Source organism: Streptomyces sp. NPDC052043, assembly GCF_044548235.1.
Lineage (GTDB): Bacteria > Actinomycetota > Actinomycetes > Streptomycetales > Streptomycetaceae > Streptomyces.
Map to the genome: position 1 here is coordinate 120,276 of NZ_JBIUBT010000017.1, position 26,531 is coordinate 146,806.

Here is a 26,531-nt window from a genome sequence, read left to right on the forward strand (position 1 = left end):
ATCGCCCGAGCCGCCGACTCTAGCGCCCGAACACCCTGGTGGGGAGGGTGCGAGAGCCGGCGAGCGCACCGCGAGCGGCTATGAGCGCCATAGCGAATCCGGTGGTTCTGCCCGTCCACGGCGCGGTGCTACCCATGAAAAAGCGGGGCGGCCGACGCTACGGCCCTCCCGGCTCCTTCGACCTCCAGAGGTGGATCCGCACATGACCGAACCGCTGACAGTGAACGGACGCCGCTACCACCGGCCCCGCCGGCCCGTCGTCGTCGTGTGCATCGACGGCAGCGAGGACGCCTACCACGAGCGGGCCATCGCCGACGGCCGCATGCCCTTCCTGGAACGCATGCTCTCCGCGGGCAGCGACCTGCGCGCCGACTGCACGATGCCGTCGTTCACCAATCCGAACAACCTGTCCATCGCCACGGGGGTGCCGCCCTCCGTCCACGGCATCTGCGGCAACTACTTCTACGACCCCGCCCGCGGCACCGAGGTCATGATGAACGACCCCGAACTGCTGCGCGCGCCCACCCTGTTCGCCGCCTTCTCGCGGCAGGGGGCCAAGGTCGCCGTCATCACCGCCAAGGACAAGCTGCGCCGGCTCCTCGGCAGCGGTCTCGCCGACGGCATCTGCTTCTCCGCCGAGAAGGCCGACCAGGCCACGGAGGAGGAGAACGGCATCGGCAAGGTCCTCGCCAGGACCGGCATGGAACTGCCGTCCGTCTACAGCGCCGAGCTCAGCGAACTGGTGATGGCGGCCGGGACCGACATCCTCGACAAGGACCGCCCCGACCTCATGTACCTGTCGCTCACCGACTACATCCAGCACAAGCACGCCCCCGGATCGCCCGTCGCCAACGACTTCTACGCCATGCTCGACCAGTACTTCGAACGCATCGACGCGCTCGGCGCGGTACTCGTCGTCACCGCCGACCACGGCATGAACGCCAAGGCCGACCGCGACGGGAACGCCCGGGTCGTCCATCTCCAGGACGTCCTCGACGCCCACCTGGAGCCGGGCTCGGCACGGGTGGTGCTGCCGATCACCGACCCGTACACCGTGCACCACGGCGCACTCGGCTCGTACGCCACCGTCCACCTTCCCGAGCACGCCGACAGCGGCGCCGTCACCGCCCGTCTCCAGGCCCTGGAGGGTGTGGCGGCGGTGCTGACCCGCGACGCGGCGGCCGCCCGTTTCGAGCTGCCCGGCGACCGCATCGGCGACCTCGTCGTCATCGCGGAACGCAACACCGTGCTCGGTACGACGCCCGCCCGGCACGACATCTCCGGTTTCACCGAGCCGCTGCGCTCGCACGGGGGTCTGTCCGAGCAGAAGGTGCCGTTCCTCGTGAACGCGCCCGTCGCCGGCCTGCCCGACGGGCACCGCCTGCGCAATTTCGACGCGTTCTGGGTCGGCACGGCGATCGCGGCGGGTGAGCCTGTGTCCGCCTGACCGTCCAGCACCCCGTCGGCGACCGGCCCCGGCCGCCGGGGCTCGGCACGCCGAGTCCCGAGTACGAGCGTCCGGGGCCCTGCCATGCCCGCTGCCGCCCCCCACGCCAGCCCATCCGCCCCAGACGAGGGACAGGACACTGCCATGGCCGACCTCGCACCACCGCAACCGCACCGCACTCCCCTGACCGGCCCGGCGGAGGTCGTCGCCGTCCGCTGGCGCCGGCGGATCTTCGCCGTGACCTGGCTCGCCTACGCCGGGTTCTACTTCGTGCGCCAGGCCTTCTCCGTCGCCAAGCTCGGCATCCTCGACGACCCGTCCGTCAACACCGCGCTCACCGAACACGCCCTCGGCGTCATCGACGCGGTGTACCTGGCCGCCTACGCGGCCGGGCAGTTCCTGTGGGGCATGTGGGCCGACCGCTTCGGTCCCCGGGTGGTCGTCATCGGCGGCATGATCGGCGCCATCGCCGCGGCCTGCGTGATGGGCCTCAGCAGCGCCCTGCTGGTCTTCGGCGGCGCGATGGTCGTCCAGGGCCTCGCCCAGTCGGCCGGCTGGGCTCCGCTGTGCAAGAACATGGGCAGCTTCTTCCCCGTGCACCGGCGCGGCCGGATCCTCGGGCTGTGGAGCACCAACTACGCGTTCGGGGGCCTGGCCGCGCCCCCGTTCCTCGGCTGGATCGCGTACTCCCTCTTCGGCAGCTGGCGGGCCGCGTTCTTCTCGGGCGCCGCGACGCTCGGCGCCGTACTGCTGCTGTTCGCCGCGTTGCAGAAGAACTCTCCGCGGGACGCGGGCATCGCCGAGGACGACGCACCGGCCGAGGAGACGGCGCCGGTCGGGCGGCCCGCACCGGCCACACCGACGGGTGGGACGCACCACGGGATCGCCCTCTACCGTGAGACGCTGCGCGACCGCATGGTGCTGACTCTCGGCGCCGCCTACTTCCTGCTCAAGCCCGCCCGCTACGCGATCCTGCTGTGGGGTCCCGTTCTCGTCAGCCGGCGGCTGCCCGACCTCGACAAGGTCGGTGCCGTGCTCGTCCCGATCGCGTTCGGCGCGGCCGGCGTTCTCGCTCCGATCGCCGTCGGCTGGGTCTCCGACCGGCTGTTCGCCTCGCGTCGCGTACCACCGTGCGTGCTCGCCCTGGCCCTGCTGACGGCGGCCATGGCGCTGTTCATGCCGCTCACCGCGACCGGCAGTGTCCCCGTCATGATCGGCGTCCTGGCCGTGATCGGGCTGACCGTGTACGCCGCCGACTCGATGATCTCCTGCGTCGCCGCGGTGGACTTCGGCACCGACAAGGGTGCGGGCACGGCGGCCGGGCTGGTCAACGGCTGCGGCTCCGTCGGCGCGATCCTCGGTGGCCTGCTGCCCGGGTTCCTCTCCGGGGGCGTGCTGTTCACCGGGTTCGCCGTCGCCGCGCTGCTCGCCGGGCTGCTGATGCTGCCGCACTGGAACCGGACGCCGCGCGCGGCCGGTGGGTGAGCTCAGTCCTCCAGAACCCCGGGGCAACCCCTCGCCGTACCTTCCACCGTATTCAGAGAGGAACCGACCCATGACCGTCAACCGGGCCGACACCGTCGTCGTCGGCGCAGGCATCGTCGGACTCGCACACGCCCTGGCCGCCGCCCGCCGCGGCGAACGCGTCGTCGTCTTCGAACGCGACGACTTCGCCGTCGGCGCCTCCATCCGCAACTTCGGCATGATCTGGGCCATCGGCCAGGAACGCGGCGCCGTCTACCAACGTGCGCTGCGCAGCCGGGAGATCTGGCTGGAGATCGCCGCCAAGACCGGGCTGTGGGCCGAGCGGACCGGCTCGCTGCACCTGGCGCACCACCCCGACGAGGTCGCGGTCCTGGAGGAGTTCCTCGCCGCCTCGCCCGCCGCGCGGGAACACGGCACCACCCTGATCACGGCCCGGGAGGCGACCGAGCGCAGCTCGACCGCCCGGCCGGACGGCCTGCTCGCCGCCCTGTGGAGCCCCACCGAGGTCAACGTCGACCCCCGGCAGGCGATCCCCGCCGTCGCCGGACACCTCGTCGCCGAGTACGGGGTGGACATCCGGTTCGGCACCACCGTGCGCTCGATCGACATGCCGGCCGTCTCCACCACCGCGGGCGAGTGGCGCGCGGAACGGGTCTTCGTGTGCAGCGGGAACGACTTCGCGACGCTGTATCCGGACGTGTTCGCACAGAGCGGCCTGGTCCGCTGCAAGCTCCAGATGATGCGGACCGGCGTGCAGCCGGGCGGCCGGCAACTGGGCCCGATGCTCTGCGGCGGTCTCACCCTGCTGCACTACGCGGCCTTCAACGGCCTGGCCGCGCGTGCCGCGCTCGCCGAACGCATGGCCGCCGAGCTGCCGTTCCACCGCGAGCACGGCATCCACGTGCTGCTGTCCCAGACGGCGGACGGACGGCTGACGATCGGCGACAGCCACGCCTACGGCATGACGCACGACCCCTTCGAGAACGAGGAGATCAACGAGGCCGTCCTCGACTACCTGGGCACCTTCGCCGCCCTGCCCGACGCCCGCGTCACCGAACGCTGGGCGGGCTACTACCCCTCGCTCCGGGACGGACGCACCGAACTCGTCGTCTCCCCTGAGCCGGGCGTCACCGTCGTCAACGGTGTCGGCGGCGCCGGCATGACCCTGTCCTTCGGACTCGCGGAGGAGAACATCGGCGCCTGAGCGCGGGACGGTGAGGAGCCCCGGCGGGAAGTTCCCGCCGGGGCTCCTCACCGTTTCCGGTCCGGCCGCCGGGCCTGCGGGCGCCGGTCAGTAGGCGATGCAGGCCGAGTGCCACGCGGTGTAGAAGTCCCACACCTGGGGCGAACACTCCGGGGGCCCGTACTGGGACGCCTTCGCGCCCGTGTGGGGCAGGTGCGCGTACGCGCCGACACCCGGACGGTTCACGTGCAGCATCCCCGCCTCGAAGCGCTCCAGCGCCTCGAACGCCCGCGCCTGGGAGGCCGTGAACACCGTGGCGCTCATTCCGTACTTCACCGAGTTCGCGATCCGTATCGCGTCGTCGAACCCGTCCGCGTCGACGACGGCCAGCACCGGGCCGAAGACCTCCTCCTGGGCCAGCTCGCTGTTCCACGGCACGTCCCGGATCACCGTCGGCTGCACGTAGCACCCCCGGGGCAGGTCCGCCCGTTCGCCGGGGCCGCCTCCGCAGAGCACCTTGCCGCCGTCGCGCTGCGCCCCGGCGATCGCCGACAGTGCCGCGTCCCTGCGGACCGTGTTGACCACCGGGCACACCTGGGAGGCCGGGTCGTCGCCCGGCCCCACGCGCAGCCCGGCGACCCGTGGCACCAGCCGCTCGAGGAACTCCTCCTGCACCCGGACGTCCACCACCGCCCGGCTCGTGGCGCTGCACCGCTGCCCGGCCTGCCCGAACGCGCCGTGCACGACGGCGTCCACGGCCCGGTCCAGGTCGGCGTCGTCGCAGACCACGACCGCGTTCTTGCCGCCGAGCTCCAGCTGGGTGCGCAGCAGCCGGTGCGCGCCGGCGGTCTGGATGGCGGTGCCCACGGCGAGCGAGCCGGTGAAACTGATGCCCGTCACCGCCGGGTTGGCGACGAGCGCCTCGCCGGCCGCGACGTCGCCCTGCACCAGGTTGAGCACCCCGTCCGGAACTCCGGCCTGCTGGAACACCTCCACCAGCAGCGCCGCGGTGAGCGGGGTCAGCGGCGAGGGCTTCAGCACCGCCGTACACCCCGACAGCAGCGCGGGCGCCACCTTCCACATCGGGATCGCCAACGGGAAGTTCCACGGCGAGACCAGGCCCACCACGCCGATGGGGCGGCGGAAGGTGCAGGCGAACGTGCGCTCGTCCTCGGCGGGCGCCGTGACCCCGCCGAGCAGCCGCGCCTGTCCGGCCGTGAAGTCGAGTACGGACCGCGCCCGGGCCACCTCACCGCGTGCCTCGGTGAGCAGCTTGCCCTGCTCGCGGGTGATGACGGCGGCGAACTCCTCGGCCCGTTCGCCGAGCAGTGTCCCGGCCCGGGCAAGGAACGCGGCTCGCTTGACCGGCCCGAGCCCGCGCCAGCCGGGCAGCGCGGCCGTGGCGGCGTCGACCGCCCGGTCCACGTCGACGCCGCCCGACTCGGCGAACTCCCCGATCCGGTCGGTGACGTCGGCCGGGTTGACGTTCTCCCGGGTCAGCCCCGACTCGGCCGGGTCCCACCGTCCGTCGATGAAGTTGCGCCGAAGGTGCTGTGACTGTGCCATGCCCTCCCCTTCGCTGGACCACGCCGGCCGTGCCGCCGGACCTGGTCAGGCTCTCCGAAGGGCCGGGCCGTCACAATGCGCGATTGCCGAATGCGGCCGATAGCCGCGGCCTATCGCGTGCCGGGCACACGCCTGGCGCGTGCCGGGCGCGGATCCCGGGTCAGCCGGGCGGCTGTTTCCGGCCGTCGGGCAGCCGGGTTGCCACGGGATCCGTGAGGGCGTCGAGCAGCCGGTCCGCGGGCAGGGCCGGAACGGTGCGGCCGCCGAAGCCCGTGGTCGTGGTCGCGGCCAGCAGGGAGTTGAGCACCGCCTCCTCGACGGCGTCGAGTACGGCCTCGAACAGGGGCCCCAGTTCGGCGTCGGCCACCGTGGCGCCCGCCTCCGGGCGCGTGGCGAAGGCGATGGCGTAGTCGCCGCTGCCGTGGCTGTAGGCCGCGCCGGTGCGGGCCAGGGCGAACACGGCCCGCCGCGCGACGCGGGTGAGTTGGCGCGCGTCGAGCGGGGCGTCCGTGGCCACCACGATCATGCAGGAGCCGGTCTCCGCGAGCGGCGCCGGGTCGCCGGTCGGGCCCAGGGACCGCGGGGTGACGCGGCGGCCGAGCACCCGCAGCGTGCCGCCGAAGTTCGCCTGTACCAGGACTCCGGCCGTGTACGGCCGGCCTCCCAGGTCGGGTGTGCGCGAGGCGGTCCCGATCCCGGCTTTGAACCCCAGGGCGACGGTGCCGGTTCCCGCGCCGACGCAGCCCTCGGCCACCGGGCCGCCTGACGCCCCGTCGAGTGCGGCCCGGACGTGCTCCTCGTGCACCGGCCGGGCGCGGATGTCCGACAGGAGGCCGTCGTTGCACTCGCCCACGACCGGGTTGAGGCTCTGGGCCTCGCCGCATCCGGGCCGTTCGAGCATCCACCCGACCAGGGCGTCGGCGACCCGGAACGCCGACAGGGTGGAGGTGAGCAGCACCGGGGTCTCCAGCGTGCCGAGTTCGGTGAGCTGGGTGGTGCCGATGAGCTTGCCGTAGCCGTTGCCGGTGAACACCCCTGCGGGAAGCGGCGCGTTGGGGCCGACGGCACCGGGCACGACGGCGGTCACTCCGCTGTGCACCTCGGGGGGACGACGGACGGTGGTGTGCCCGACCCGGACGCCCGGCACGTCGGTGATCGCGTTGAGGGGGCCGGTGTCGCCGTGCCCGACGACGATGCCGAGGTCACGGGCCCGGCGCCGGGTGCCCGGTGCCGGCTGGAGGTGAGCCGTGGGTTCCATACGACCGGACGCTACGTCATGCGCGGCCGCGTCCGGCGCGCAGAGGGCGCCCCTGGGGCCCAGCAGGCGGCGGGAGAACGGATGTGGTGCGGCGAACGACTGTCACGGCAGGGGCTGTTCCGTCCAGATGACCTTCCCGTCGGTGGTGTAACGGGTGCCCCACCGCTCTGTGAGCTGGGCGACGAGGAAGAGCCCGCGCCCGCCCTCGTCCTCGCTCGTGGCGCGGCGCAGCCGCGGTGAGGTGCTGCTGCCGTCGGAGACCTCGCAGATGAGGGCGCGGTCGCGGAGCAGCCGTAGCCGGATCGGGCCGGTGGCGTACCGGACGGCATTGGTGACCAGTTCGCTGGCGGCGAGTTCGGTGGTGAAGGCCAGGTCGTCCAGCCCCCAGGCCGTGAGCTGGTCGATGACCGCCGCACGGGAACGGGAGACGACGGCCGGGTCGCTGGGCAGGTCCCACTCGGCGACGTGCTCGGGGCCCATCGCGCGCGTACGGGCGACGAGCAGGGCGACGTCGTCGGCCGGCCGGGCCGGGAGCAGTGCGTCGAGGATCGCCTCGCAGGTGTCCTCCGGGCCGCGGTCGGCGCGGGCCAGCACGGTGCGCAGCGTGTCGAGGCCGGTGTCGACGTCCCGGAGCCGGTCCTCGATCAGGCCGTTGGTGTACAGCACGAGTTGGCTGCCCTCGGCCAGCTCCAGCTCGACGGTCTCGAACGGCACGCCGCCGAGCCCGAGCGGCGGCCCCGACGGCAGGTCGACGAACTCCACCGTGCCGTCGGGCGCGACCACCGCGGGCTGGGGGTGCCCGGCGCGGGTGAGGGTGCACCGCCGGGACACCGGGTCGTACACGGCGAACAGGCAGGTGGCGCCGATGATCCCCGAGTCCGGTTCCGGGGTGTCCGCCGCCCGGCCCTCGCCCCGGTCGAGTTGGCCCACCAGGTCGTCGAGGTGGGTGAGGAGCTCGTCGGCCGGCAGGTCCAGGGAGCAGAAGTTCTGCACGGCGGTGCGCAGCCGGCCCATGGTGGCGGCGGCGTGCAGGCCGTGTCCGACCACGTCGCCGACCACGAGTGCCACCCGGGCGCCGGACAGCGGGATGACGTCGAACCAGTCGCCGCCCACTCCGGCCTGCGCGGGCAGGTAGCGGCAGGCGACCTCGACGGCGTTCTGCTCCGGCCGGCCCCGGGGCAGCAGGCTGCGCTGCAACGCCAGGGCGGTGTTGTGCTCGCGCGTGTAGCGGCGGGCGTTGTCGATGCAGATGGCCGCGCGGGCGGCCAGTTCCTGGGCCAGGGACAGGTCGTCGTCCTCGAAGGGGGCCGGTTTGCCGCAGCGGTAGAAGCTCGCCACTCCGAGGGTCGCGCCCCGGGCCCGCAGCGGCACGGTGATCAGGGAGTGGATGCCCGCCGCGAGGATCCGTTGCCCGCGCTCCGGGTCCTGGGCGAACCAGCCGCCGGCTTCGGACAGGACGGGTTCGAGGACGGACTGCCGGCTGTCCAGGCTGCGGACCTGCGGTGTGAACGGCATGAACCGGACCTCTTCGCCGAGACCGTACAGAGGGGATTCCTCCTCCACCGCGCCCAACGCCACCCGGCGCAACGCGGTGCCCGCGCGGAACGGCTCGGGCTCCTCGCCGCGCAGCACGGCATCGGGCAGGTCGACGGCGGTGAAGTCGGCGAACCGGGGGACGGCCACCTCCGCCAGTTCCTCGGCGGTCCGGGTGACGTCCAGCGTGCTGCCGATCCGCAGGCCGGCGTCGTGCAGCAGCTCCAGACGTCGGCGGGCCTGCACTGCCAGCCGGCCGACGCCGGGCTCGCCGACGAGCAGCGGCCAGCTTCCTCCTTCGTCGCCGTGATCGTCCGTGCCGGCCCGGGCCGGGGTGTGCGGCCCTTCGGTTGCGGGTGTCGCAAGGGGCGCGGTCACCGGCGTGCGCGGGGCGACCCGGGGTGTCCCGTCCGGCTTCGGCGCGACGAGGGGCGGCGCGGGCGGAATGGCGACGGGGGCCGCCGAGGAGGCCCGGGACGGCTCCGTCGAAGCACCGGGTCCGGTGACGCGCAGGCTCGGTCCGCCGAATACGCGGGCCTCGACGACCACACCGGCCTCGCCCGTCGGTCCGGTGACCGGGCGACGCCGCAGCGTGGCGACCCGCCCACCGGTCAGGGTCACCTCGTCGAAGGTGTGCTGCGGGGAGGCGATGAGCGCCTCGGCCTTCTCCCGCAGCAGGGCCAGATCGATCCGGCCGAGCCCGCTTCCCTTGTGGTCGTCGTCCTGACCCGGCGGTGCGCACGCGGACCAGGACCATCCGGCCGTGCCGTGGTGTGCCCGTCGGTACGCGGCGAGCAGGGCCCTTTCCCGCGCCGTGGCCTGCTCCAGCAGCTCCGCCTCGATGTCGTGTGCGGCTTCGCCTGCCAGCCGCAGCATGACGGGGTCGCTGCGCTCACGCAGGCAGGAGAGGTCGACGACCGCCTCGGTACGCCCGCTGAGCGGGTTGCGGACGGGCGCGCCCGCGCACGCGAAGGGCTGCAGACAGTCGGCGAAGTGCTCACGGCCCACGACGTAGAACGGGAGGCGACCGGCCAGCGCGGTGCCCACGCCGTTGGTCCCCGCGGCCGATTCGGAGGCGTCGCATCCGGGCGCGAACTGCACCTTGTCGAGACGCTGCAGGAGCTGCCGGCCTCCCCCGTGCCGCTGGACCATGCGGCCCCGCCCGTCGCACAGCACGACCGTCACGTTCATGTCGGTGAGCGACGCGGACAGGGCCTTCAGCACCGGCTCGGCCGCGCGCAGCAGCCGGTCGTCCGGGTCCAGCTCGATCGCGCGCGGAAACCCCGGCCGATGCGGCTCGAAGCCCGCGAACCAGCACCGCTTCCAGGAGTCGAGCACCAGGCCGCGGACGTCCGATTCGACCAGCGCACCGGTCAGAAAACGCTCGTGGGCATCGGCAAGCCCGCCGATGTCATCCCATGCGATGGGCACCGGGATCACTTCCTCACACGAAAGTGCTCCCCGGTCGTGTCGCCGTTCGGCCGGTCCGGGAACTCCTCCACATCCACTCACCGTAGACCTACTGCGACGCGAAGGACAACATGCGACATATGGGGCTAATTGTCACGGGGGCCGAGGCGGGTTCGCCGTGCGGACACGAGGGTCCCTCGCGGATGACGGACGGCGGCCCCGCGGCGGGGCGCGGCCCGTCGGCTCAGTCGCCGCGGAGCAGGCGTGTCTCGGCGGCCGGGAGGCCCTTCGTCCACCAGTGGCCGTAGCGCCGGTAGACCGAGTCCTCGCGGTCGGCGAGGAACAGGACGAGTGATCCGGCCTCCGCGGCCAGCCCGCGCCAGACGTGCTCGGGAAGCGGGTGGAAGGCGGTGGCCTCGATCCCTCCGTCGACGGGACGCCAGACGCCCGCGACGTAGCCGTCGACCAGCAGGGTGGGCAGCACGTCGCCGTTGACGCGCGTCACCAGCTTGCGGTACGCGGGTGGGATGACGCGGCTGCGGTCGGCGTAGGCCAGCAGGATGCTGTCCCACATCGCCATCAGCCTGGGCGGGGCCGGGGTGTCCTCGGCCGGCCGCGGCGCGCCGGGGATGTCGTACAGCACCGTGCCGCCGGGCCCTGCCACCTGCTCCAGTTCGGCGGTGAGCCCCTGCAGCGCCGCTTTCACCCTGGCTTGCTGGACCAGCGCGAACTGCGCCATGTCCGGCACCGAGGCCGGGCCGAAGCCCTCCAGGTAACGGCGTATCAGCGTGCGCAGCCCCGCGAGGGCGGCGTCCGGATCGGCCAGCGTCGGCGGTGTGGCGGCGGCGATGTACGACTGCCGGGTGCCGAACGACCAGGGGCCTCCGGTGGGCGCGTGCCACAGCGGCGCGTACTGCCGCAGCATGCGCCAGGCCGTCGGTTCCACCGGTGTGCCCAGGACCTCCTCGAGCCGGCCCCGCACCTCGGCGGCGGACCGCGGCCGGCCGGTGTACTCCAGCAGTCCCGGGACCAGCGCGTCGGCGTCGGCGGCGGTGAGCCCGGAGGCCGTGAAACGGGGGTCGCCGAGCCGGGAGCCGCGCAGGGTCGGTTCCATGGCCTCGCGGAACGCCCGGTAGTCCGCCGCGTGGACCATGTGCAGCGTGATCCGCATCAGTGTCGACCTGACCGCCCGGTGGCCGGTCACGGCGGCGTCGAGGCCGGCCGGGTCGAAGCCGCTGAGCCGGTTCCACAGCGCCAGGTACGGCGAGGCGGGCTGCTGTGCCTGGAGGGCGACCACGCGCCGCACCGCCTCGGCGGCGGTGAGCGGCTCCCGGGCGAGCAGCAACTGCCGGGCGAGAGTGGAGCGGTTGAGGGCGCGTGCGGTCACCATCGGGCCATCATGCCCCGCACGTCGGCCGGTTGTGCGGGAGACCCCCCGTGGGCCCCCCGCACTTCCACCGGAGGTCAGGGTCAGACCCTGACCTCCTCCCCGACCTCGGCGCTCTCGGCCGCGCTCGCCTTCGGTGCCCGGCGTCCGGGCATCCACCAGTTGGCCTTGCCGCACAGTTCCATCACGGCGGGAACGAGGACCATCCGGATGACGGTGGCGTCGATGAGGACGGCGACGGCCATACCGAGCCCTCCCTGCTTGACCGCGAGGTCGGGGCCGAGCAGGGAGGTGGTGAACACGGCGACCATGATGGCGGCCGCGGCCGTGATGACCTTGGCGGTCCGCGCCAGCCCGACGGTGACGGCGCCGCGGGTGTCGCCGGTGCGCTCGTACTCCTCACGGACCCGCGAGATCAGGAAGACCTCGTAGTCCATCGACAGGCCGAACAGGACCGGCATCATCATCATCGGCACCCAGGTGGTGACCGGCATGGCGGTGGGGAACCCCAGGGCCGGGCCGAACCATCCCCACTGCACGATCGCGACCAGCACACCGTAGGCGGCGCCGATCGACAGCAGGTTCATCACCGCGGCCTGGAGCGCGATCGTGATCGAGCGGACCATGGCCACCAGCAGCACCAGGGACAGCGCGATGACGACCGCGATCATCAGGGGGAGGCGGGAGCCGGCCTCGTCGGCGAAGTCGATCGTGCCGGCGTTCGGGCCGCCGACGTAGACCTGTTCGCCGGCGGACGCCTGGGGCAGCACGTCGTTGCGGAGCCTGTGCACCAGCTCGGTGGTCGCCGCGTCCTGGTACCCGGTCTTCGGGAAGGCCATGAACATGGCGGCCTGCCCGTCCTTGCTGACCTGGGGCGGCGTCGCGTAGGCGACCCCGTCGGTCCTGCTGACCGCTGCGACGACGTCGCTCAGGTCGCCGCCCCGGGAACCGACCTCGGTGGCGAAGATCAGCGGTGCGCTGTAGCCAGGCCCGAAGCCCTCGGAGAGGATCTCGTAGGAGATGTAGCTGCTCCGGTCGTGCGGCTGGACACTGGCGTCGGGCTGGCTCAGCCGCATCGACAGTGTGGGGGCGCTCATCACCAGCAGGATCCCGGCGGCCGCGACCGCCGCGACCAGCGGCTTGCGCTGCACCACCCCGGCCCAGCGCTCGGCGAGGGGACGGCGCCCCGCGTCCTGGGCGTCGTCGGCCTGCCGCCGACGGGAGGCACGACGGGGCAGACGCAGCGAGTTGATCCTGTAGCCGGTGAAGCCCAGGAACGCCGGCAGCAGGGTCACCGCGGCGATCATCGTCAGCAGCACGGCCACCGAGGTGGCGACGGCCACGCCGGTCATCAGCCGCTGTTGCATGACGACCAGGCCCAGCAGCGCGATCACCACGGTCGTACCGGCGAACAGCACCGCGTGACCCGCGGTGGCGAGGGCCTTGACGGTGGCGGACTCCGGCTCGTCACCCTCCTGCAGGGCGTCCTTGTAGCGGGTCACGATGAACAGCGCGTAGTCGATGCCGACGCCGAGACCGACCATGCCGGCGAAGAACACGGTGAAGTCCGGCGAGGGGACCACATGCCCCAGCAACTTGATCAGGGCCACGCCACCCAGGATCGCCAGCAGCGCCGTCACGATCGGCAGGCCCATCGCCACCAGCGACCCGAAGGCGATGAACAGGATCACCGCTGCCGCCAGCACGCCCACACCGTCGGCCGGGCTCTGCGCAGGCGTCTCGGCCTTCTCCGCCTTGTTCCCGCCGAGGCCGAACGTCACCCCGTCGCCTGAGGCGTCCCTGACCGCGTCCACCAAGGGCTTGACCTTGGCCTTGTCCACGTTCTTGTCGGTCAGCGGGATCGTCGTACGGGCGATGTGGCGATCCTTCGTCACCAGATTCGCGTTCTGGTACGGCGAGACCACCGGCCCCGTCTCGGGGGAGTCCGCCAGATCGGCGACCACCTTCTCGATCTTCCCGCGGGCGGCGGGGTCGTCGATCCCCTTCTCCGCCCTGATGGCGAGAGTCAGCGTGTCCCCTTGCCGTTCGGGGAAGTGCTTCTCGATCAGGGCCTGTGCCTTGGCCGACCCGGATTCCCCGCCGGTGAAGTCGTTGTCGGGGGCAGCGCCGAAGCGGAAGCCGAAGAACGCCACGGCCACCACACTGACGATCCAGGTCAGCAGGACCAGGCGGCGGCGCCGGTAACAGAACCGGGCCAGTCCCGCCAGGGCTCCTTCCGTACGGGGAGTGTCGGTTGCCGTCATCTTCTCCTCCTGCGACTGGACATCGCCCGATCATGTCCGCCGGACCCGCCTGGAGACGTCCCGCAGGCGCAGACACTTCGGGCTGCCGCCGACGGCGCAGGCGGGAGCCCGCGCATACCACGGGCGCCACCCCTGTACCGCGGGCGCGGTACAGGGGCGCTCGTCCGCGAGCGTGATCCGCCCGCGGCGGCATCCCGCTAGGGTGCGCCCATGGACAGAGGACGGTTCGGTGTTCCGGCCGGTGCCGGGGACTGGGCGATCGCCGTCGGCGTGGCGGGGGCGCTGCTGGCCACCGGGCTGTCCGGGCAGCACTCCGCCGAAGGCCTCGGCCTGCTCGGCTACGCGCTGCTGGCGGCCGGCGGCCTGGCGCTGGCCGCGCGCCGGCGGGCCCCGCTGCCCGTGCTGGCCGTGACCGGACTGTGCGCGGTGGGGTACCAGGCGGCCGGTTTCGATGTGCCCGCCGTCGCCTACCTGTTCGCGGTGTACGCCGCCATGCGGGCGGGGCACCGCACCGTCACGGTGGTGACGAGCGTGGCCATGCTGGCCGCCCTCCCCCTCGCGGCCCTGGCCTCCCTGCACGACCTCGGGGAGGCGTTCGCGCAGGCCCGCGGCGCCCTGGAGGTGGCCTGGCTGGTCGCGGCCGGCGCGGCGGGCGAGGCGCTGCGGCAGGCCGAGCGGCGGGCGGACGAGGCCGAGCGCACCCGGGAGGAGACCGCGCGGCGCCGTGCCGACGAGGAACGGCTGCACATCGCGCGGGAGTTGCACGACTCGCTGACCCACCAGATCTCGATCATCAAGGTGCAGGCGGAGGTCGCCGTGCATGTGGCCCGCAGGCGCGGCGAGCAGGTGCCGGCGGCCCTGCTGGCGATCCAGGAGGCCGGACGTGAGGCGAGCCGGGAGCTGCGCGCCACCCTGGAGGCGCTGCGCGACGACGACACCGCCCCGCCACGCGGCCTCGACCACGTTCCGGACCTGGTGGAAAGAGCCCGTGCCATCGGCCTGGACGCGACACTGACGATCGAGGGGAAACCGCACGACGTGCCCGCCGCGGTGGACCGGACCGTCTACCGGATCGTCCAGGAGTCGCTGACCAACATCGCCCGGCATGCCGCCGCGGACACCGCGTCGGTCCGGATCGACTGCCGTCCGGACGCGCTCACGATACGGGTCGACGACGACGGCAGGGCCACGCCGGACACCACCCCGATGCCCGGTGTCGGACTGCTCGGGATGCGTGAGCGCGTCACCGCCCTCGGGGGCCGGCTGCGGGCGGAGCCGCGCGTCGGGGGCGGCTTCACCGTCCAGGCCGAACTTCCCGTGGAGCAGACGTCGTGATCCGTGTCCTGCTGGTCGACGACCAGCCGCTGCTGCGCAGCGGCTTCCGCGCGCTGCTCGACCTGGAGGACGGCATCGAGGTGGTGGCCGAGGCCGGCGACGGGCAGGAAGGCCTGGCCCTGGTCCGGGAGCATCTGCCCGACATCGCGCTCGTCGACATCCGGATGCCGGTCCTCGACGGCATCGAGGTGACCCGGCGCGTCGCCGCGGACCCGGCGCTGTCCGGGGTGCACGTCGTCATCCTGACCAACTACGGCCTGGACGAGTACGTCTTCGACGCGCTGCGCGCCGGCGCGGCCGGGTTCCTCGTCAAGGACATCGTGCCGGAGGACTTCCTGCACGCCGTGCGCGTCGCCGCGCGGGGCGACGCGCTGCTCGCGCCGTCGATCACCCGCAAGCTGATCAGCCGGTACGTCACCCAGCCGCTCGATGGGGGCGTCGGCCCCGGCCTGGAGGAACTGACCAACCGCGAACGCGAGGCCGTCGCCCTGGTCGCCCAGGGGCTGTCCAACGACGAGATCGCCGACCGCATGGTGATCAGCCCGATGACCGCGAAGACCCACGTCAACCGGGCCATGGTCAAGCTCCGGGCCCGCGACCGCGCCCAACTCGTGGTCCTCGCCTACGAATCGGGCCTGGTGACTCCGCGGAGCCGCTGACCGCGTCCGGTCACCGGCGACCGCCACCGCTGTGCGTCGTGCACGGGCCGCCGCGGGTCCCGGAGACCGACGGGCCACGCGCCTCCGACCGGGCGATCGTGGTCACTCCGCGCAGTGAAACCCGCGGGCCCCCGGAACCGGCCTGCCCGGCGGCAAACCCGGGCCGCACTGCGGGGATGCCGCGGCGCGACCCAACACGGGCCGAAACGGAGAGCGAGATGACTGTCGCTCGATGTGATCTTCTGTGTGTGTCGTCGGGCAACGGGCCCGAGGTGTCCAAGGGGATCTCATGCACACATCCGCTGACGGCAGGCCCTTCGCCACCGCGCCCCTCGCCGGCGTCCTCGGTCCGGCCGGCTCGTGCGTGATCTACTCCGTGCAGGGGCGGCGATCCCGGTGAGCGTCGACGCGTGTGTACGCAGGGAGGCGCGGCGGGCGCCGGAACCGCACCGGCCGCTGGCCGGGATCCCGTTGACCGCCGCGGGCGGCTCGACGGCGCTCGCGGTCGCCGCCGAGCACCTGGCGCTCCTCGGCTGCGAACCGGCCACCGCGGGTCCGGAGCAGGGCACCGGTGACGCCGGTGACGCGGGCACCCTCGTGACCGCTTCGGGTTCCGGCAGCCTGACCTGTGCCCTCGACTGGGCGGGCCCGGTGGCGCTGCCCCTGGCGAGCGAGGCCGACGTGCAGGCCGCCTGCGGCATCGCCCACATCCACGGGCGCCGGTACGGGGCGCCCACGCCGCTAGGACTCGACTACGCCGGAGCGGTGACCGGCGTGCTCGCCGTGACCGGCATGCTCGCCGCGTTCCACGCCGCCGCGCGCGGCACCCGGATCGGCCGGGTGAGCACCTCGGTCGCGCAGGGCGCGCTCCTCGCCGCGGGCCAGTACCTGGCCATGGCGAGCGCCGCCCCCGCGCACCCGTCGGACGTGCCGGTGCCGGTGGCGCGCCCCGCCGCGGACGCCGGCGCCCCGCCGTTCACGAGCGCCGACGGGGTCAGGTTCGAGATCGACACCCTCGACGCCGAGGCCTGGCAACGCTTCTGGACCGTCCTCGACGCCGAGCGGACCGCGATCCGCCGCGGCTGGCCGCCGTTCCAGCACCGGTTCGCCACCGCCGTCTGCCCGCTGCCCGCCGCGCTGCACCGCGTCGCCGCGCGGCGTCCGTACCGGGTGATCCGCACCGCGGGCGCCCGGACCGACGTCAGCGTGCTGCCCGTCCACGGCCTCGACGCGCCGGAGCCGACCGCCCTGCCCGAGACCCCGTGGACCGTCAGCGCGCTGTCCGCATCCCGGCACGCGGTGCCCTCCCCCGCGGCGGCCGCCCCCACGGTGTCCCGGCCGCTCGCCGGGCTGGTCGTCGTCGAGTCCACAGGACGGGTGCAGGGACCGCTCGCCGGGAACGTGCTCGCCCGGCTCGGGGCCCGGGTCGTCAAGGTCGAACCGCCCGGCGGGGACCCCCTGCGCGGCACCGAGCCGATGGTCGGCGACTGCTCGGCCCGGTTCCTGGCGCTCAACCACGGCAAGGACGTGGCGGAGGCCAACCTGCGGACCCCGAGCGGCCGCGACACGCTCCGTGAACTCGTGCGCGACGCCGACGTGTTCCTGCACAACTGGGCTCCCGGCAAGGCGGCCGCGTGGCATCTCGACGCCACCGATCTGGCCGGGGTCCGGCCCGGCCTCGTCTACGCCCGGGCCTCCGGCTGGGGTGAGGCCCTCGGGCCCACCCCGCCGCTCGGCACCGACTACCTGGTGCAGGCGGGCAGTGGTCTGGCCGGGCTGACCGCGCGGCACGGCGAGCCGCCGACGCCGTCGCTGATGACGCTGCTCGACGTGCTCGGCGGGCTGGTCTGCGCCGAGGGGGTGCTGGCCGCGCTGGTGGCGCGGTCCGCCACCGGCCGCGCGGGGCACGTGAGCGCCCCGCCGCTGCGTGTGGACACCTCCCTGCTCTCCGCCGCGGCCGTACTGACCCGGCACGGATCCGGTGGCGCCGCCGCCTGCCGCCGTCCGGCGCCGTCGGTCCCACTGACGACCGACCTGACCGAACTCGCCGCGGACCCGCGGTTCGGCGCCGCACTGACCCGGGCCGGCTGCGTTCTGCCCGGTACACCCTGGGAGTTCACCGCATGACGGAGACCTGGACCACGGCCGGCGGCGTCGACGTGCCCGACCGGGTCCCGGCACGGCCGCGCCACCGGCCCACCGAACAGGGGCCCGTACCCGGCCGTGGCCTCTGCGCCCTCTTCCGCGCGCGGGCCGCGGCACACCCCGAACGGCCCTCGGCCGTCGGCCCCGAGGGCACCCTCGACCGGCGTGCCCGGCGGATCGCGACGGCGCGGGGTACCCCGCGGGCGCCCGGCGTCACGACCACAGGGAGCGTCCATGACCAGTGACCTCGGCTCCGAGACCGCCACGGAGCCGCCGCCCCAGGACGTCGGCGACGTCGGTGTCCGCCCCGGCCGGCATCCGGGGCCGCGGCTGCCCGCCTGCCTCCGGTCGGCCAAGCTCGGCATGGTCGACCACTACCTCAGCCTGGCCGTCGTCTGGTCGCTGCTCCCCGCGGCCCAGCGGTTCGACGGGGCGTCGTTGCCGACGCTGCTCGCGTTCCTGCTGGGCGAGGTGTGCCTGGTGGCGGCGGCCGTCGCGTTCGGCGACGTCACCGGCCACCGGGACGGGAGCGACGCCGCGCACTACGGCCCCGACGCGCCGGGGCGGGCACTGTCCCGCAAGCCACTGCCGGCCGAGGCGCTCACCGAGGCGGCCGCGGTCCGTTTCGCCTGGGGCGCGCTTCTCGCCGGGTGGCTGTGCTGGACGGTGGCGCTGGTCTGCGCGCCGCACCGCCCGGTGTGGGCCGTCCTCGCCCTCGCGGCCGCCGCCGTCCTCGTCCCGCAGTACTCGTGGGGCCTGCGGTTCACCTTCCCGGGCCTTCAGGAGGTGAACCTGGCCGTGGTCGGCTGGGCCTTCGTGCTGCCGCTGTTCGGCCTGCTCACCGGGGAGTTCACCGGGCTCGCGGTCGTGGAGGCGTTCCTGTTCGGGCTGGGGCCGGTCCTGTTCGGCGTGTACTCGAACCCCCACGACGTCGAGGGGGACCGCGTGGTGGGCCGGCCGACCGCCGCGCGTCCGCTGTCCCTCGCCGGCAACCGCCGGTTCGTCGGTGCGCTCTCGGTCGTCGAGACCACCGTGATCGTCAGCGCGCCGCTGCTGGGGACCGCCCCGTGGTGGTTCCCGCTCGCCTTCGTCCCGCTGAAGGCGACCCGCGTGAGGCAGTTCACGGTCGGCATGGTGCGCGGCGACGTCCTGCGCGGCCGGCTGATCGGCATCCGGGCCCACCGGATCCTCGTCGTCACGCTGGTGGCGGTCAACCTCCTGAACACCAGCCTCGCCTGAGCCGGAGGGCGGCGCGAGGACCCGAGCCGACGTCCCCGCGCCCCGCGCGGAGGCCCACCCGGCCCTCCGCGCCACGCCCGACCTTCCCACAGCTCCCGTGCGCGCAACGCGATTCCTCGGAGGTCACCCGATGAAACTCCTCGCCCCCGGACCGTTCTTCGACGTCCTGGCCGACCGCGGCACCGGGACGACGGTCCATCTGAGCCGGCCGCTGGACATCGCGGACGACGGCCGGACCACGTACGACATCCCGGACCTGGCCCATCTGGTGAGCCAGGCGGCGGGCTGGCTCGAGGGGCTGGGCGTGGCGCCGGGCGACCGGGTCGCCGTGCTCAAACCCAACCACTGGGACTACGTCCTGCTCGCCTGTGCCGCCGCCCGCATCGGCGCGGTGCCCGCGCTGATCTCCGACCGCCTCCCGGCGGAGACGCTCCAGGTGCTGCTCAAGCGCCTCGACGCCGCCGCTCTGGTCACCACCTCGGCCACGCTGGCGGCCGCGCGCGGTGAGGAGACCGACCTCACCGCCTTCACCCGCCGCACCCTGACCCTCGACGCCCCCGCACCCGGCGCGGTCCCGCTCGCGGACGTGCGCGGCCACCGGACGCCGCCGCCCCGCCCCCGCCCGGACGACCTGACCCTGGCCATCATGCACACCTCGGGAACCACCGGGGTCCCCAAGCTGGTCCGGCACTCCGCCAGAACGCTGATCCACCGGATCGCCGCGGCCGAGACCCGGCGCCTGCCCCTGGTGTCCACCCGACGCGACGACACCGTCGCCCAGGCGGCGTCGTACGCGCACGGGCGGGGCCTCGCCTGGACCATCAGCGTGTTCTGGCTCGCGCCGCGCGCGGCGGTGATCCTGGACGGCTACGGTCCCCGGCTCGCCGAACCCGTCCTGCGCGCCCACCCGCCGACCGTGCTGGAGGCCACGCCCTCGGCCTTCGTGCGCTGGCAGCCGCTGGCGGGGTCGCCGGACAACCCCTTCCACGACGTCCGGCTCTACATCAACACCTACGACGCCGTCCACCCGCCCACGGTACGGACGTTCCTGACCGCGACCCGGCGCCGACTGCCGCTGTGGGTGCAGGTCTGGGGGCAGTCCGAGACCGGGCCGCTCACCTTCCGCTGCCTGACGCGCAGGTCGGTGCGCGCCACGGGGGAACGCCATCCCACCACCCGTGACCTGGGGCGGAGCGTGCCCGGGACCGCACTGCGCGTGGTGGACCCGGCGACCCTCCAGCCCGTGGGGCGTGCCAGGCCCGGCCTGGTGCAGGCCCGCACGAGAACGCTGTGCGCCGGATACGTCAGCGAACCGGAGCGGATGCGCGCCAAGTTGTCCGGTCCCTGGTTCACCACCGGGGACCTGGGCCTCATCACCCGCTCCGGCCGGCTGCTCCTGCTGGACCGCGAGGTGGACGCGATCCCCGACGGCAGCTGCGTCGAGATCGAGGACGTGATCCACGACCGGCTGCCGGAGGTCGTGGAGGCGGTGGTGCTCGGCCGCGCGAGCGGACTGCCGCAGCCGGTCCTGGTGACCCGGGACGGCACGCTGGACATCGGCGCGTGGCGGCAGGCCGTGACCGACCTTCCGCCGCTCGGCGAGCCGACGGTGCTGCCCCTGGACCAGCTCCCGCTCACCGCGACGGGCAAGGTCCGGCGTCAGGAACTGCGCGACCGGCTGCTCGACGGCGCACCGCCGTACGGCACGGGGCGGTGGACCTGAGCCGGGACCCGGCTCCATCGGGCGATGAGGTGGGTAAGCGGTGCGGCCCCGGCGCGAGGACAGGGGCAGTCGACGCACGCCTGTGCCCCGCGTGTCCGGTCGCGGAACTGACGGGGTATTGACTCCCCTACGCCCATTAGGTTTTCTTAATGCCATGAGGGAGGACCGGAGGCTGCGCCGACGCAACGACACCGTGCGGGAGATCCTCGACACCGCGCTCGAGGTGATGACGGAGGAAGGCGTGGCCGCGCTGAGCCTGGCCGAGGTGGCCCGGCGGATGGGGATGCGGCCGCCCTCGCTCTACCAGTACTTCCCGTCCAGGACCGCCGTCTACGATGCCCTGTTCGAGCGGGGGATGCGTGAGACGGTCGGCGTGCTCGAGCCGTACCGGGCCATGCTGTCCCGGGATCCGCGCGGCGCCCTCCTGGCGGGCCAGCAGGCCACCGTGGCCTGGGCCATGGCCCATCCGGTGCTGGCACAACTGCTGTACTGGCGGCCCGTGCCCGGATTCGAACCGACCCCGCGGGCCTTCGAACCCGCGGTACGGCAACTGGAACTCCTGCGGGCCGCTCTCCGGGCCGCGGTGGGCGCCGGGCAACTGTCGCCCGCCGCCGCCGAGGAGGACGGGGTGGCCCTCTACACGGCGCTGATGGCCGGCGTGATCAGCCAGCAGCTCGCCAACGAGCCGTCCGCGCGGGTCGAGGAAGGCCGCTTCACCCGGCTCACCCGGACGACGGTGGACATGTTCTTCCACTTCTACGCCCCCGAGGAGGGCGAGTGCGATGACACAGACCTACGAGGAGGCCGCACGCCTGCCGCGTACCGACCGTGACCAGTCGGCCGCGGTCGCCGAGGCGGAGGGCCGGGCCGCCCTGGCCGTCCTCGCGAAGCTCGGCGACGACGACTGGCACCGCCCCACCGACTGCGTGGAATGGGACGTGCGGACGCTGGTCTCCCATCTCGTCGCCCAGTGCGAGGACAACATCTCCCTGGCCACCATGGTGCGCAGGGAGATCACGGGCCGGCTGCGCCACCGGGGCATGGGCCCGGTCGACGCGCACATGGCGGCGCAGGTCGCCGACCACGCCACCGCGTCCGGACCGGAGTTGGCCGAGCGGTTCGCACTGCTGTGGCCCCACGCCGTACAGGCCCGTCGGCGCCGCCCGGGACTGATGCGGCGTGCCAGGGTCGGCACCGGTGTGGCCGAGACACCCCGGATGTCCGTCGGCCACCTGCTCGACACCATCTACAACCGCGACCTGTGGATGCACCGCATCGACCTGGCACGGGCCACGGGACAGTCCCTCGTGGTGGGAGAGCACGACCGGCTCATCGTCGAGCAGGTGGTCCGCGACCTGGCCCTGGCCTGGTCGGGAGCGCCCGTCGCACTGGAGCTCACCGGGCCCGCCGGGGGCACGTGGCTGATCGGCTCGGGCGAGCCCGCGTCGGTCGTCCGGGCGGACGCCGTCGCCTGTCTGCGCTCCCTGGCCGGACGCGATCCGGACGTACCGCTGGAACTGGTCTCCGGAACCGACGCGGCTCTTGCGGCCGCCCGCCGCGCCCGGATCGTTTTCTGATCACTCGTCAGGCGCCCCGGCAGTGGGCCCTGCCGGGGCCATGGGCCGGCCGTCGCGGTACTCACCCGCCGGCCGACCGGCCCGGTACGCTCGGCGTCCCGCTGCCGGCGGGACTCGACCGCGCGCACGCGCGGCAGGAAGGAGCCGAAGGGCATGCATCCCACCATGAAGCAGGGCAGCGGGGGACGGCTGCCCGAAGAGCTCGCGGAGGCGATACGTGAGACCGCCGGTGACATCGCCGCACTGTTGCGGGGCGCGGCCGACTCGACGCGCGCGGTACCGCGATCCGCGTGGACGGTCGGCGAGGCGGCCGCCCATCTGGCGCTGGCCAACGAGTTGATGGCCGACCTCGCGCGCGGGCGGGAACGCCCCTACGGGGACGGCACACCGCAGAGCCTGGCCGGGGCCAACGCGCGGGCCCTCGCCGCCTTCGAGGAGCGTCGGCCCGAACCACTGGCGGCGATGATCGCGGAACAGGCCGAGGCGTTCCTGGACGCCGTGGATCGGGCCGCGGGCGAGGGCGCCGCGGACGAACCGGCGCTCGTCACGCCGTTGGGCCGCATGGGCAGGGCCACGCTCGCGTCCTACCTCCTGACGCACATGCTGGGCCACGGCTACGACCTGGCGCGGGCCCTCGGCCGCCCGCACATGGTCGACCCCGGACGTGTCGGGTTGTGCATGCCGTTCATGCTGCTGGTCATGCCGAGGGTCGCCGCGGCGTCCACGGCGGGCGTGACGGCGCGTTATTCCATCCGGCTGCGCGGGGGCGCCACGTTCGGCGTCGCTCTCGACGACGGCGCCGTGCGCGTGACCCCGCGGCCTCCGCTCCGGCCCGACTGCACCATCCTGATCGAACCGGTCGCGTTCCTCCTCATCGCGCTGGGCCGCCGCACCCCGTGGTGGGCCATGGCCAGGGGGCACGTCATCGCCTGGGGCCGCAAGCCCTGGCTCGCGCCCGGCTTCCCGAACCTGTTCACCGCACCCTGATCCGCCCGCCCGGCTCCGCCGCGTCGCGGCCCTCGGACATTGCGTCGGCACCGCTACGAGGAGAAGGTCTCGATGTACTCCTCGGCCTCCCCCAGTTCCGGCGCCTCGCGCAACTCGATCCGCTCCCCCAGGCGTTCGAGCTCCAGCAGGGTGACGGTGTTCTCGCCCGGCACCAGGAGCGGCGCCGGGAGGTAGAGCGTCACCTGGGGGCCGATCTCCCAGTACCGGCCGAGCAGGAAGCCGTTGATCCAGGCGAACCCCTTCGCGAATCCGGGGAACGCCAGGAAGGTGTCGGCCCGCTCGTCCACCGTGAACCGTGCCGTCGCGAATCCGGCCGGGCCCCGCGGGCTGGTGGCGGCCGCGGCGCGGGCGAGTTCCCGCGCCGACCACTCGTCCAGCGGCAGCGGCCGCATCGTCCAGCCGTGGACCATCCGGCGTCCCACGCGGACATGGCCGAGGATGCCCTTGCGCTGTCCGAGGAGCGGGCCGTAGTTGATCCGTCCCTGGTTCTCGACGAGGAGTTCCAGCCGTACCCGGCGGCCCGTGCCGTGGAGGGTGAGCGAGCCGGCCTCCCGGTCGACGACCCCGGCCGGGGCTCCGTCGACGAAGACCTGGGCGCGGTCGTGCAGCCCGGTGACGGCCAGTTCGAGGGCGCCTTCGGGGAGTTTCGGGTGCGCGCGGTAGAGCACCAGGCCGGAGGACTGCCCCAGTTCCTCGAAGCTCAGCGGGTGGGGTGAGGTCACCGGCCGGGACACGGCCTCCAGCCCGTCGAGCAGTGCGGCGCCCCGGACGACCGGGACGGCGCGGGGTGCCAGCAGCGCGGGGTCGGTGGGCGGTGGCTGCTCCGGGGGGCCGGTCAGGACGCTGAGCCGGTCGCGCACGGCGAAGAACTTCGGGGTGAGCGCGCCGTGTTCGGCGATCGGCGCGTCCGAGTCGTAGCTGGTGACGGTCGGCTGGAGGGCCTCGCCGTCGTGGTTGGCCCCTGCCCAGAGCCCGAAGTTGGTGCCGCCGTGGGCCATGTAGAGACTGACCGAGCCACCGGTGTCGAGGATGTCGCCGAGCGTGCCCGCCGCGCTCCGCGGCGACCGGACGTGGTGCCGCTCCCCCCAGTGGTCGAACCAGCCGTTCCAGAACTCCGCGCAGACGAACGGCTCGCCGCGTCGGCGCGTCCGCAGCAGCGCGGCGGCCTCGGCCGCCTGGGAGCCGAACGTCGCGGTCGCGAGCTCGTCGGGCAGGGTGCCGCCGTCGAGCATCAACTCGGTCGGGCCGTCGGCCGTGAAGAGCAGTTCGGTGATGCCGCGCTCCACCAGGGCGTCGCGGACCCACCGCAGATACCCGTGGTCGTCGCCGTAGCTGCCGTACTCGTTCTCGATCTGCACCGCGACGACGGGTCCTCCACGCGCCGCCTGAAGGGCGCCGAGGCGCGGGATCAACTCGTCGAACCAGCCCGCCACCGCGTCCAGGAAGGGGCCGTGCGAGCACCGAGGCCGCATCCCCGGGGTGCCCGTCAGCCAGGCGGGCAGGCCGCCGTTGTCCCATTCGGCGCAGATGTACGGGCCGGGTCGCACGATCGCGTCCAGGCCGGCCTCCTGCGCGAGGCGCAGGAACCGCTCGACGTCGCGTGGGCCGTCGAAGCGCGTGCGGCCCCGGTGCCGCTCGTGGAAGTTCCACGGCACGTAGGTGTCGACCGTGTTCAGGCCCAGGGCGGCGAGTCGCGCCAGCCGGTCCGGCCACTGGTCGGGGTGGACCCGGAAGTAGTGCAGCGACCCTGCGAGGACGCGGTGCGGGCGGCCGTTTCGCAGGAGTGCGCCGTCGGCGTGGGACAGGGCGGGCACCGCCGTGCGCGTGGTGGGCTTCTTCACGGCCTCTCCCTTCGGTGTGGGGTGGGGAGAGCGGAACCCGGCTCCCCCGCGGTCCGCCGCACGGCCGGACACGCTGACGTGCCGGAACTATGACACAGGATGTTAGCGATGCCAATGGCGGCCTGCTCCGCTCCTTTTTCCCCTCCTTCTCCGCCCCTTCTCCGCCCGGACAGGCACTCCGAGCAGCCCGGACACCGCCGTGCGGGCGCTATCATCGCCGTCGGAGGAGCGAACGAGGGAACCCATGAAGCAGCGGAGCGAGGGCGACGACGCCGCACGGCCCCCGGGCATGACCGATGTCGCCCGGCTCGCCGGGGTCTCCCCCCAGACCGTGTCGCGGACTCTGGCGGGCCACCCCAACGTGCGGGAGGGAACGCGGGCGAAGGTCCTCGCGGCCGTCGACCAGCTCGGATACCGCAAGAACAACGCGGCGCGGATGCTGTCGTCCGGCCGCAGCCGCACCCTCGGCGTGGTGACGCTCCAGACCACCTTCTACTCGCGCACCGCCGTCCTGTACGGCATCGAGAACGCGGCGCGCGAGGGGGGCTACTCGGTCTCCACCGCCACCACCGCCTCCCTGGACACCTCCGCCATCGAGGGCGCGCTGGCGCGGCTCGCGGAGCAGGGCGTCGAGGGGATCGTCCTCGCCGTCCCGCTCATCCACGTCAGCAGGCGGATCGAGCAGCTCACGGGCTCGGTTCCGACCGTCACCATCGACGGGTCGCGCACCTCCGCGACCGAGGTGGTGGCCGTCGACCAGACCCAGGCCGCTCGCCTGGCCACCCGGCATCTGCTGGATCTCGGGCACGAGACGGTCTGGCACGTCGCCGGGCCCCGCGCGTGGCTCGACGCGGTCAGCCGCACCCAGGGCTGGCGCGACACGCTGGAGGCGGAGGGCAGGAGCGTCCCGCCCGAGTTGGAGGGTGACTGGTCGCCCGCGTCCGGGTATCGCAACGGCCTCGTCGTGGGCCGGATCCCGGATGTCACGGCGGTGTTCGTGGCCAGCGACGAGATGGCCTTCGGAGTGATCCGGGCGCTGCACGAGCTCGGCAGGCGGGTGCCCGACGACATCTCCGTCGTCGGCGTCGACGACATCGCCCTGGCCGAGTACTGCTCGCCGTCGCTGACCACCGTGGCCCAGCCGTTCACGCAGATGGGAGCGCTCGCCGTCGCCCATCTCATGCGCCATCTGGAGAACCCGGGCGCCGCCCCCGACCCCGCGTCCGTCGAGCCGGCCCTGATCGTGCGCGCGAGCACCGCGCCGATGCGGAGCGGCGGCCAGTAGGAAGCCCCCCGCCCACGTCCGCAGCCGCGCCGGGTGACGGCCGCTCACGGCCGCAGCGGCCGCCGCGGCCGGCGGCGGACGTTGCCTGCCGGGATGCGCGGCGATGCCATGCCCACGGGTGAATCGCCGTCGGCGTCTGGTGTTATCGATGCCATTCCCCTACTGTCTCCCCCGCCCCATCAGCGT

At 73.6% G+C, this 26,531-nt stretch carries 19 protein-coding genes; 13 read left to right on the forward strand and 6 right to left on the reverse strand.

Going from position 1 to position 26,531, the window contains the following annotated elements; translation table 11 throughout:
• Positions 1 to 202: 202 nt before the first annotated feature.
• From phnA to ACIHCX_RS33180, 3 genes are all read left to right on the forward strand, one after another.
• Positions 203 to 1,447, forward strand: a complete 1,245-nt coding sequence (gene phnA, locus ACIHCX_RS33170) for a phosphonoacetate hydrolase (protein WP_400036158.1) — start codon at positions 203 to 205, stop codon at positions 1,445 to 1,447.
• A 144-nt stretch (positions 1,448 to 1,591) separates the two neighbouring features.
• Positions 1,592 to 2,932: an MFS transporter gene (locus ACIHCX_RS33175; RefSeq protein ID WP_400036160.1), complete on the forward strand. Its 1,341-nt coding sequence runs from the start codon at positions 1,592 to 1,594 to the stop codon at positions 2,930 to 2,932.
• A 70-nt stretch (positions 2,933 to 3,002) separates the two neighbouring features.
• Positions 3,003 to 4,136 (forward strand): TIGR03364 family FAD-dependent oxidoreductase, encoded by a 1,134-nt coding sequence (locus tag ACIHCX_RS33180; RefSeq protein WP_400036162.1) that lies wholly within the window; start codon positions 3,003 to 3,005, stop codon positions 4,134 to 4,136.
• 87 nt (positions 4,137 to 4,223) lie between these two features.
• Here ACIHCX_RS33180 and ACIHCX_RS33185 read toward each other — a convergent pair whose 3' ends face one another.
• From ACIHCX_RS33185 to ACIHCX_RS33205, 5 genes are all read right to left on the reverse strand, one after another.
• On the reverse strand, positions 4,224 to 5,681 hold the full coding sequence (locus ACIHCX_RS33185) for an aldehyde dehydrogenase family protein (protein ID WP_400036164.1): 1,458 nt from the start codon (positions 5,679 to 5,681) through the stop codon (positions 4,224 to 4,226).
• A gap of 160 nt (positions 5,682 to 5,841) precedes the next feature.
• A complete protein-coding gene (locus ACIHCX_RS33190) occupies positions 5,842 to 6,939 on the reverse strand; it encodes a P1 family peptidase (RefSeq protein WP_400036166.1) in 1,098 nt (365 codons plus the stop codon).
• Positions 6,940 to 7,041: 102 nt separating this feature from the next.
• Positions 7,042 to 9,903, reverse strand: coding sequence for a SpoIIE family protein phosphatase (locus ACIHCX_RS33195; RefSeq protein WP_400036168.1), 2,862 nt, complete (start codon positions 9,901 to 9,903; stop codon positions 7,042 to 7,044).
• A 223-nt stretch (positions 9,904 to 10,126) separates the two neighbouring features.
• Positions 10,127 to 11,272, reverse strand: coding sequence for a winged helix DNA-binding domain-containing protein (locus ACIHCX_RS33200; protein ID WP_400036170.1), 1,146 nt, complete (start codon positions 11,270 to 11,272; stop codon positions 10,127 to 10,129).
• Between the two features lie 80 nt (positions 11,273 to 11,352).
• A complete protein-coding gene (locus tag ACIHCX_RS33205; protein ID WP_400036172.1) occupies positions 11,353 to 13,533 on the reverse strand; it encodes an MMPL family transporter in 2,181 nt (726 codons plus the stop codon).
• Positions 13,534 to 13,743: 210 nt separating this feature from the next.
• Between ACIHCX_RS33205 and ACIHCX_RS33210 the strand changes: the two genes are divergently transcribed.
• The 9 genes from ACIHCX_RS33210 (at position 13,744) to ACIHCX_RS33250 (ending at position 23,198) form a co-directional block, all read left to right on the forward strand.
• Entirely contained in the window at positions 13,744 to 14,868 is a 1,125-nt protein-coding gene (locus ACIHCX_RS33210) for a sensor histidine kinase (RefSeq protein ID WP_400036174.1), read from the forward strand.
• The gene (locus tag ACIHCX_RS33215; RefSeq protein ID WP_400036176.1) at positions 14,865 to 15,527 is read left to right on the forward strand and encodes a response regulator; all 663 of its coding nucleotides are present in this window, start codon (positions 14,865 to 14,867) and stop codon (positions 15,525 to 15,527) included. The genes ACIHCX_RS33210 and ACIHCX_RS33215 overlap by 4 nt, the downstream gene beginning before the upstream one ends.
• A gap of 396 nt (positions 15,528 to 15,923) precedes the next feature.
• Positions 15,924 to 17,654: a CoA transferase gene (locus ACIHCX_RS33220; RefSeq protein ID WP_400036177.1), complete on the forward strand. Its 1,731-nt coding sequence runs from the start codon at positions 15,924 to 15,926 to the stop codon at positions 17,652 to 17,654.
• Entirely contained in the window at positions 17,651 to 17,917 is a 267-nt protein-coding gene (locus tag ACIHCX_RS33225) for a hypothetical protein (RefSeq protein ID WP_400036179.1), read from the forward strand. Before ACIHCX_RS33220 ends, ACIHCX_RS33225 begins: the two co-directional genes overlap by 4 nt.
• Positions 17,907 to 18,911, forward strand: coding sequence for a UbiA family prenyltransferase (locus ACIHCX_RS33230; RefSeq protein WP_400036181.1), 1,005 nt, complete (start codon positions 17,907 to 17,909; stop codon positions 18,909 to 18,911). Before ACIHCX_RS33225 ends, ACIHCX_RS33230 begins: the two co-directional genes overlap by 11 nt.
• Before the next feature lie 130 nt (positions 18,912 to 19,041).
• On the forward strand, positions 19,042 to 20,634 hold the full coding sequence (locus tag ACIHCX_RS33235; RefSeq protein ID WP_400036183.1) for a class I adenylate-forming enzyme family protein: 1,593 nt from the start codon (positions 19,042 to 19,044) through the stop codon (positions 20,632 to 20,634).
• A 154-nt stretch (positions 20,635 to 20,788) separates the two neighbouring features.
• On the forward strand, positions 20,789 to 21,466 hold the full coding sequence (locus ACIHCX_RS33240; RefSeq protein WP_400036185.1) for a TetR/AcrR family transcriptional regulator: 678 nt from the start codon (positions 20,789 to 20,791) through the stop codon (positions 21,464 to 21,466).
• The gene (locus tag ACIHCX_RS33245) at positions 21,417 to 22,211 is read left to right on the forward strand and encodes a maleylpyruvate isomerase family mycothiol-dependent enzyme (RefSeq protein ID WP_400036187.1); all 795 of its coding nucleotides are present in this window, start codon (positions 21,417 to 21,419) and stop codon (positions 22,209 to 22,211) included. Before ACIHCX_RS33240 ends, ACIHCX_RS33245 begins: the two co-directional genes overlap by 50 nt.
• Before the next feature lie 153 nt (positions 22,212 to 22,364).
• Positions 22,365 to 23,198, forward strand: coding sequence for a maleylpyruvate isomerase family mycothiol-dependent enzyme (locus ACIHCX_RS33250; protein ID WP_400036189.1), 834 nt, complete (start codon positions 22,365 to 22,367; stop codon positions 23,196 to 23,198).
• A gap of 53 nt (positions 23,199 to 23,251) precedes the next feature.
• Here the strand turns inward: ACIHCX_RS33250 and ACIHCX_RS33255 are convergent, their stop codons facing one another.
• Positions 23,252 to 25,060, reverse strand: a complete 1,809-nt coding sequence (locus tag ACIHCX_RS33255) for a glycoside hydrolase family 35 protein (protein WP_400036191.1) — start codon at positions 25,058 to 25,060, stop codon at positions 23,252 to 23,254.
• Between the two features lie 244 nt (positions 25,061 to 25,304).
• Between ACIHCX_RS33255 and ACIHCX_RS33260 the strand changes: the two genes are divergently transcribed.
• Positions 25,305 to 26,345, forward strand: a complete 1,041-nt coding sequence (locus ACIHCX_RS33260; protein ID WP_400036193.1) for a LacI family DNA-binding transcriptional regulator — start codon at positions 25,305 to 25,307, stop codon at positions 26,343 to 26,345.
• The last annotated feature ends 186 nt before the right edge of the window (positions 26,346 to 26,531 follow it).

Bases quoted from the DNA above. Each gene is read 5' to 3' on its own strand.
- phnA (WP_400036158.1), top strand. From the start codon at position 203: ATGACCGAACCGCTGACAGTGAACGGACGCCGCTACCACCGGCCCCGC.
- ACIHCX_RS33175 (WP_400036160.1), top strand. From the start codon at position 1,592: ATGGCCGACCTCGCACCACCGCAACCGCACCGCACTCCCCTGACCGGC.
- ACIHCX_RS33180 (WP_400036162.1), top strand. From the start codon at position 3,003: ATGACCGTCAACCGGGCCGACACCGTCGTCGTCGGCGCAGGCATCGTC.
- ACIHCX_RS33185 (WP_400036164.1), bottom strand. From the start codon at position 5,681: ATGGCACAGTCACAGCACCTTCGGCGCAACTTCATCGACGGACGGTGG.
- ACIHCX_RS33190 (WP_400036166.1), bottom strand. From the start codon at position 6,939: ATGGAACCCACGGCTCACCTCCAGCCGGCACCGGGCACCCGGCGCCGG.
- ACIHCX_RS33200 (WP_400036170.1), bottom strand. From the start codon at position 11,272: ATGGTGACCGCACGCGCCCTCAACCGCTCCACTCTCGCCCGGCAGTTG.
- ACIHCX_RS33205 (WP_400036172.1), bottom strand. From the start codon at position 13,533: ATGACGGCAACCGACACTCCCCGTACGGAAGGAGCCCTGGCGGGACTG.
- ACIHCX_RS33210 (WP_400036174.1), top strand. From the start codon at position 13,744: ATGGACAGAGGACGGTTCGGTGTTCCGGCCGGTGCCGGGGACTGGGCG.
- ACIHCX_RS33225 (WP_400036179.1), top strand. From the start codon at position 17,651: ATGACGGAGACCTGGACCACGGCCGGCGGCGTCGACGTGCCCGACCGG.
- ACIHCX_RS33230 (WP_400036181.1), top strand. From the start codon at position 17,907: ATGACCAGTGACCTCGGCTCCGAGACCGCCACGGAGCCGCCGCCCCAG.
- ACIHCX_RS33235 (WP_400036183.1), top strand. From the start codon at position 19,042: ATGAAACTCCTCGCCCCCGGACCGTTCTTCGACGTCCTGGCCGACCGC.
- ACIHCX_RS33240 (WP_400036185.1), top strand. From the start codon at position 20,789: ATGAGGGAGGACCGGAGGCTGCGCCGACGCAACGACACCGTGCGGGAG.
- ACIHCX_RS33245 (WP_400036187.1), top strand. From the start codon at position 21,417: ATGACACAGACCTACGAGGAGGCCGCACGCCTGCCGCGTACCGACCGT.
- ACIHCX_RS33250 (WP_400036189.1), top strand. From the start codon at position 22,365: ATGCATCCCACCATGAAGCAGGGCAGCGGGGGACGGCTGCCCGAAGAG.
- ACIHCX_RS33260 (WP_400036193.1), top strand. From the start codon at position 25,305: ATGAAGCAGCGGAGCGAGGGCGACGACGCCGCACGGCCCCCGGGCATG.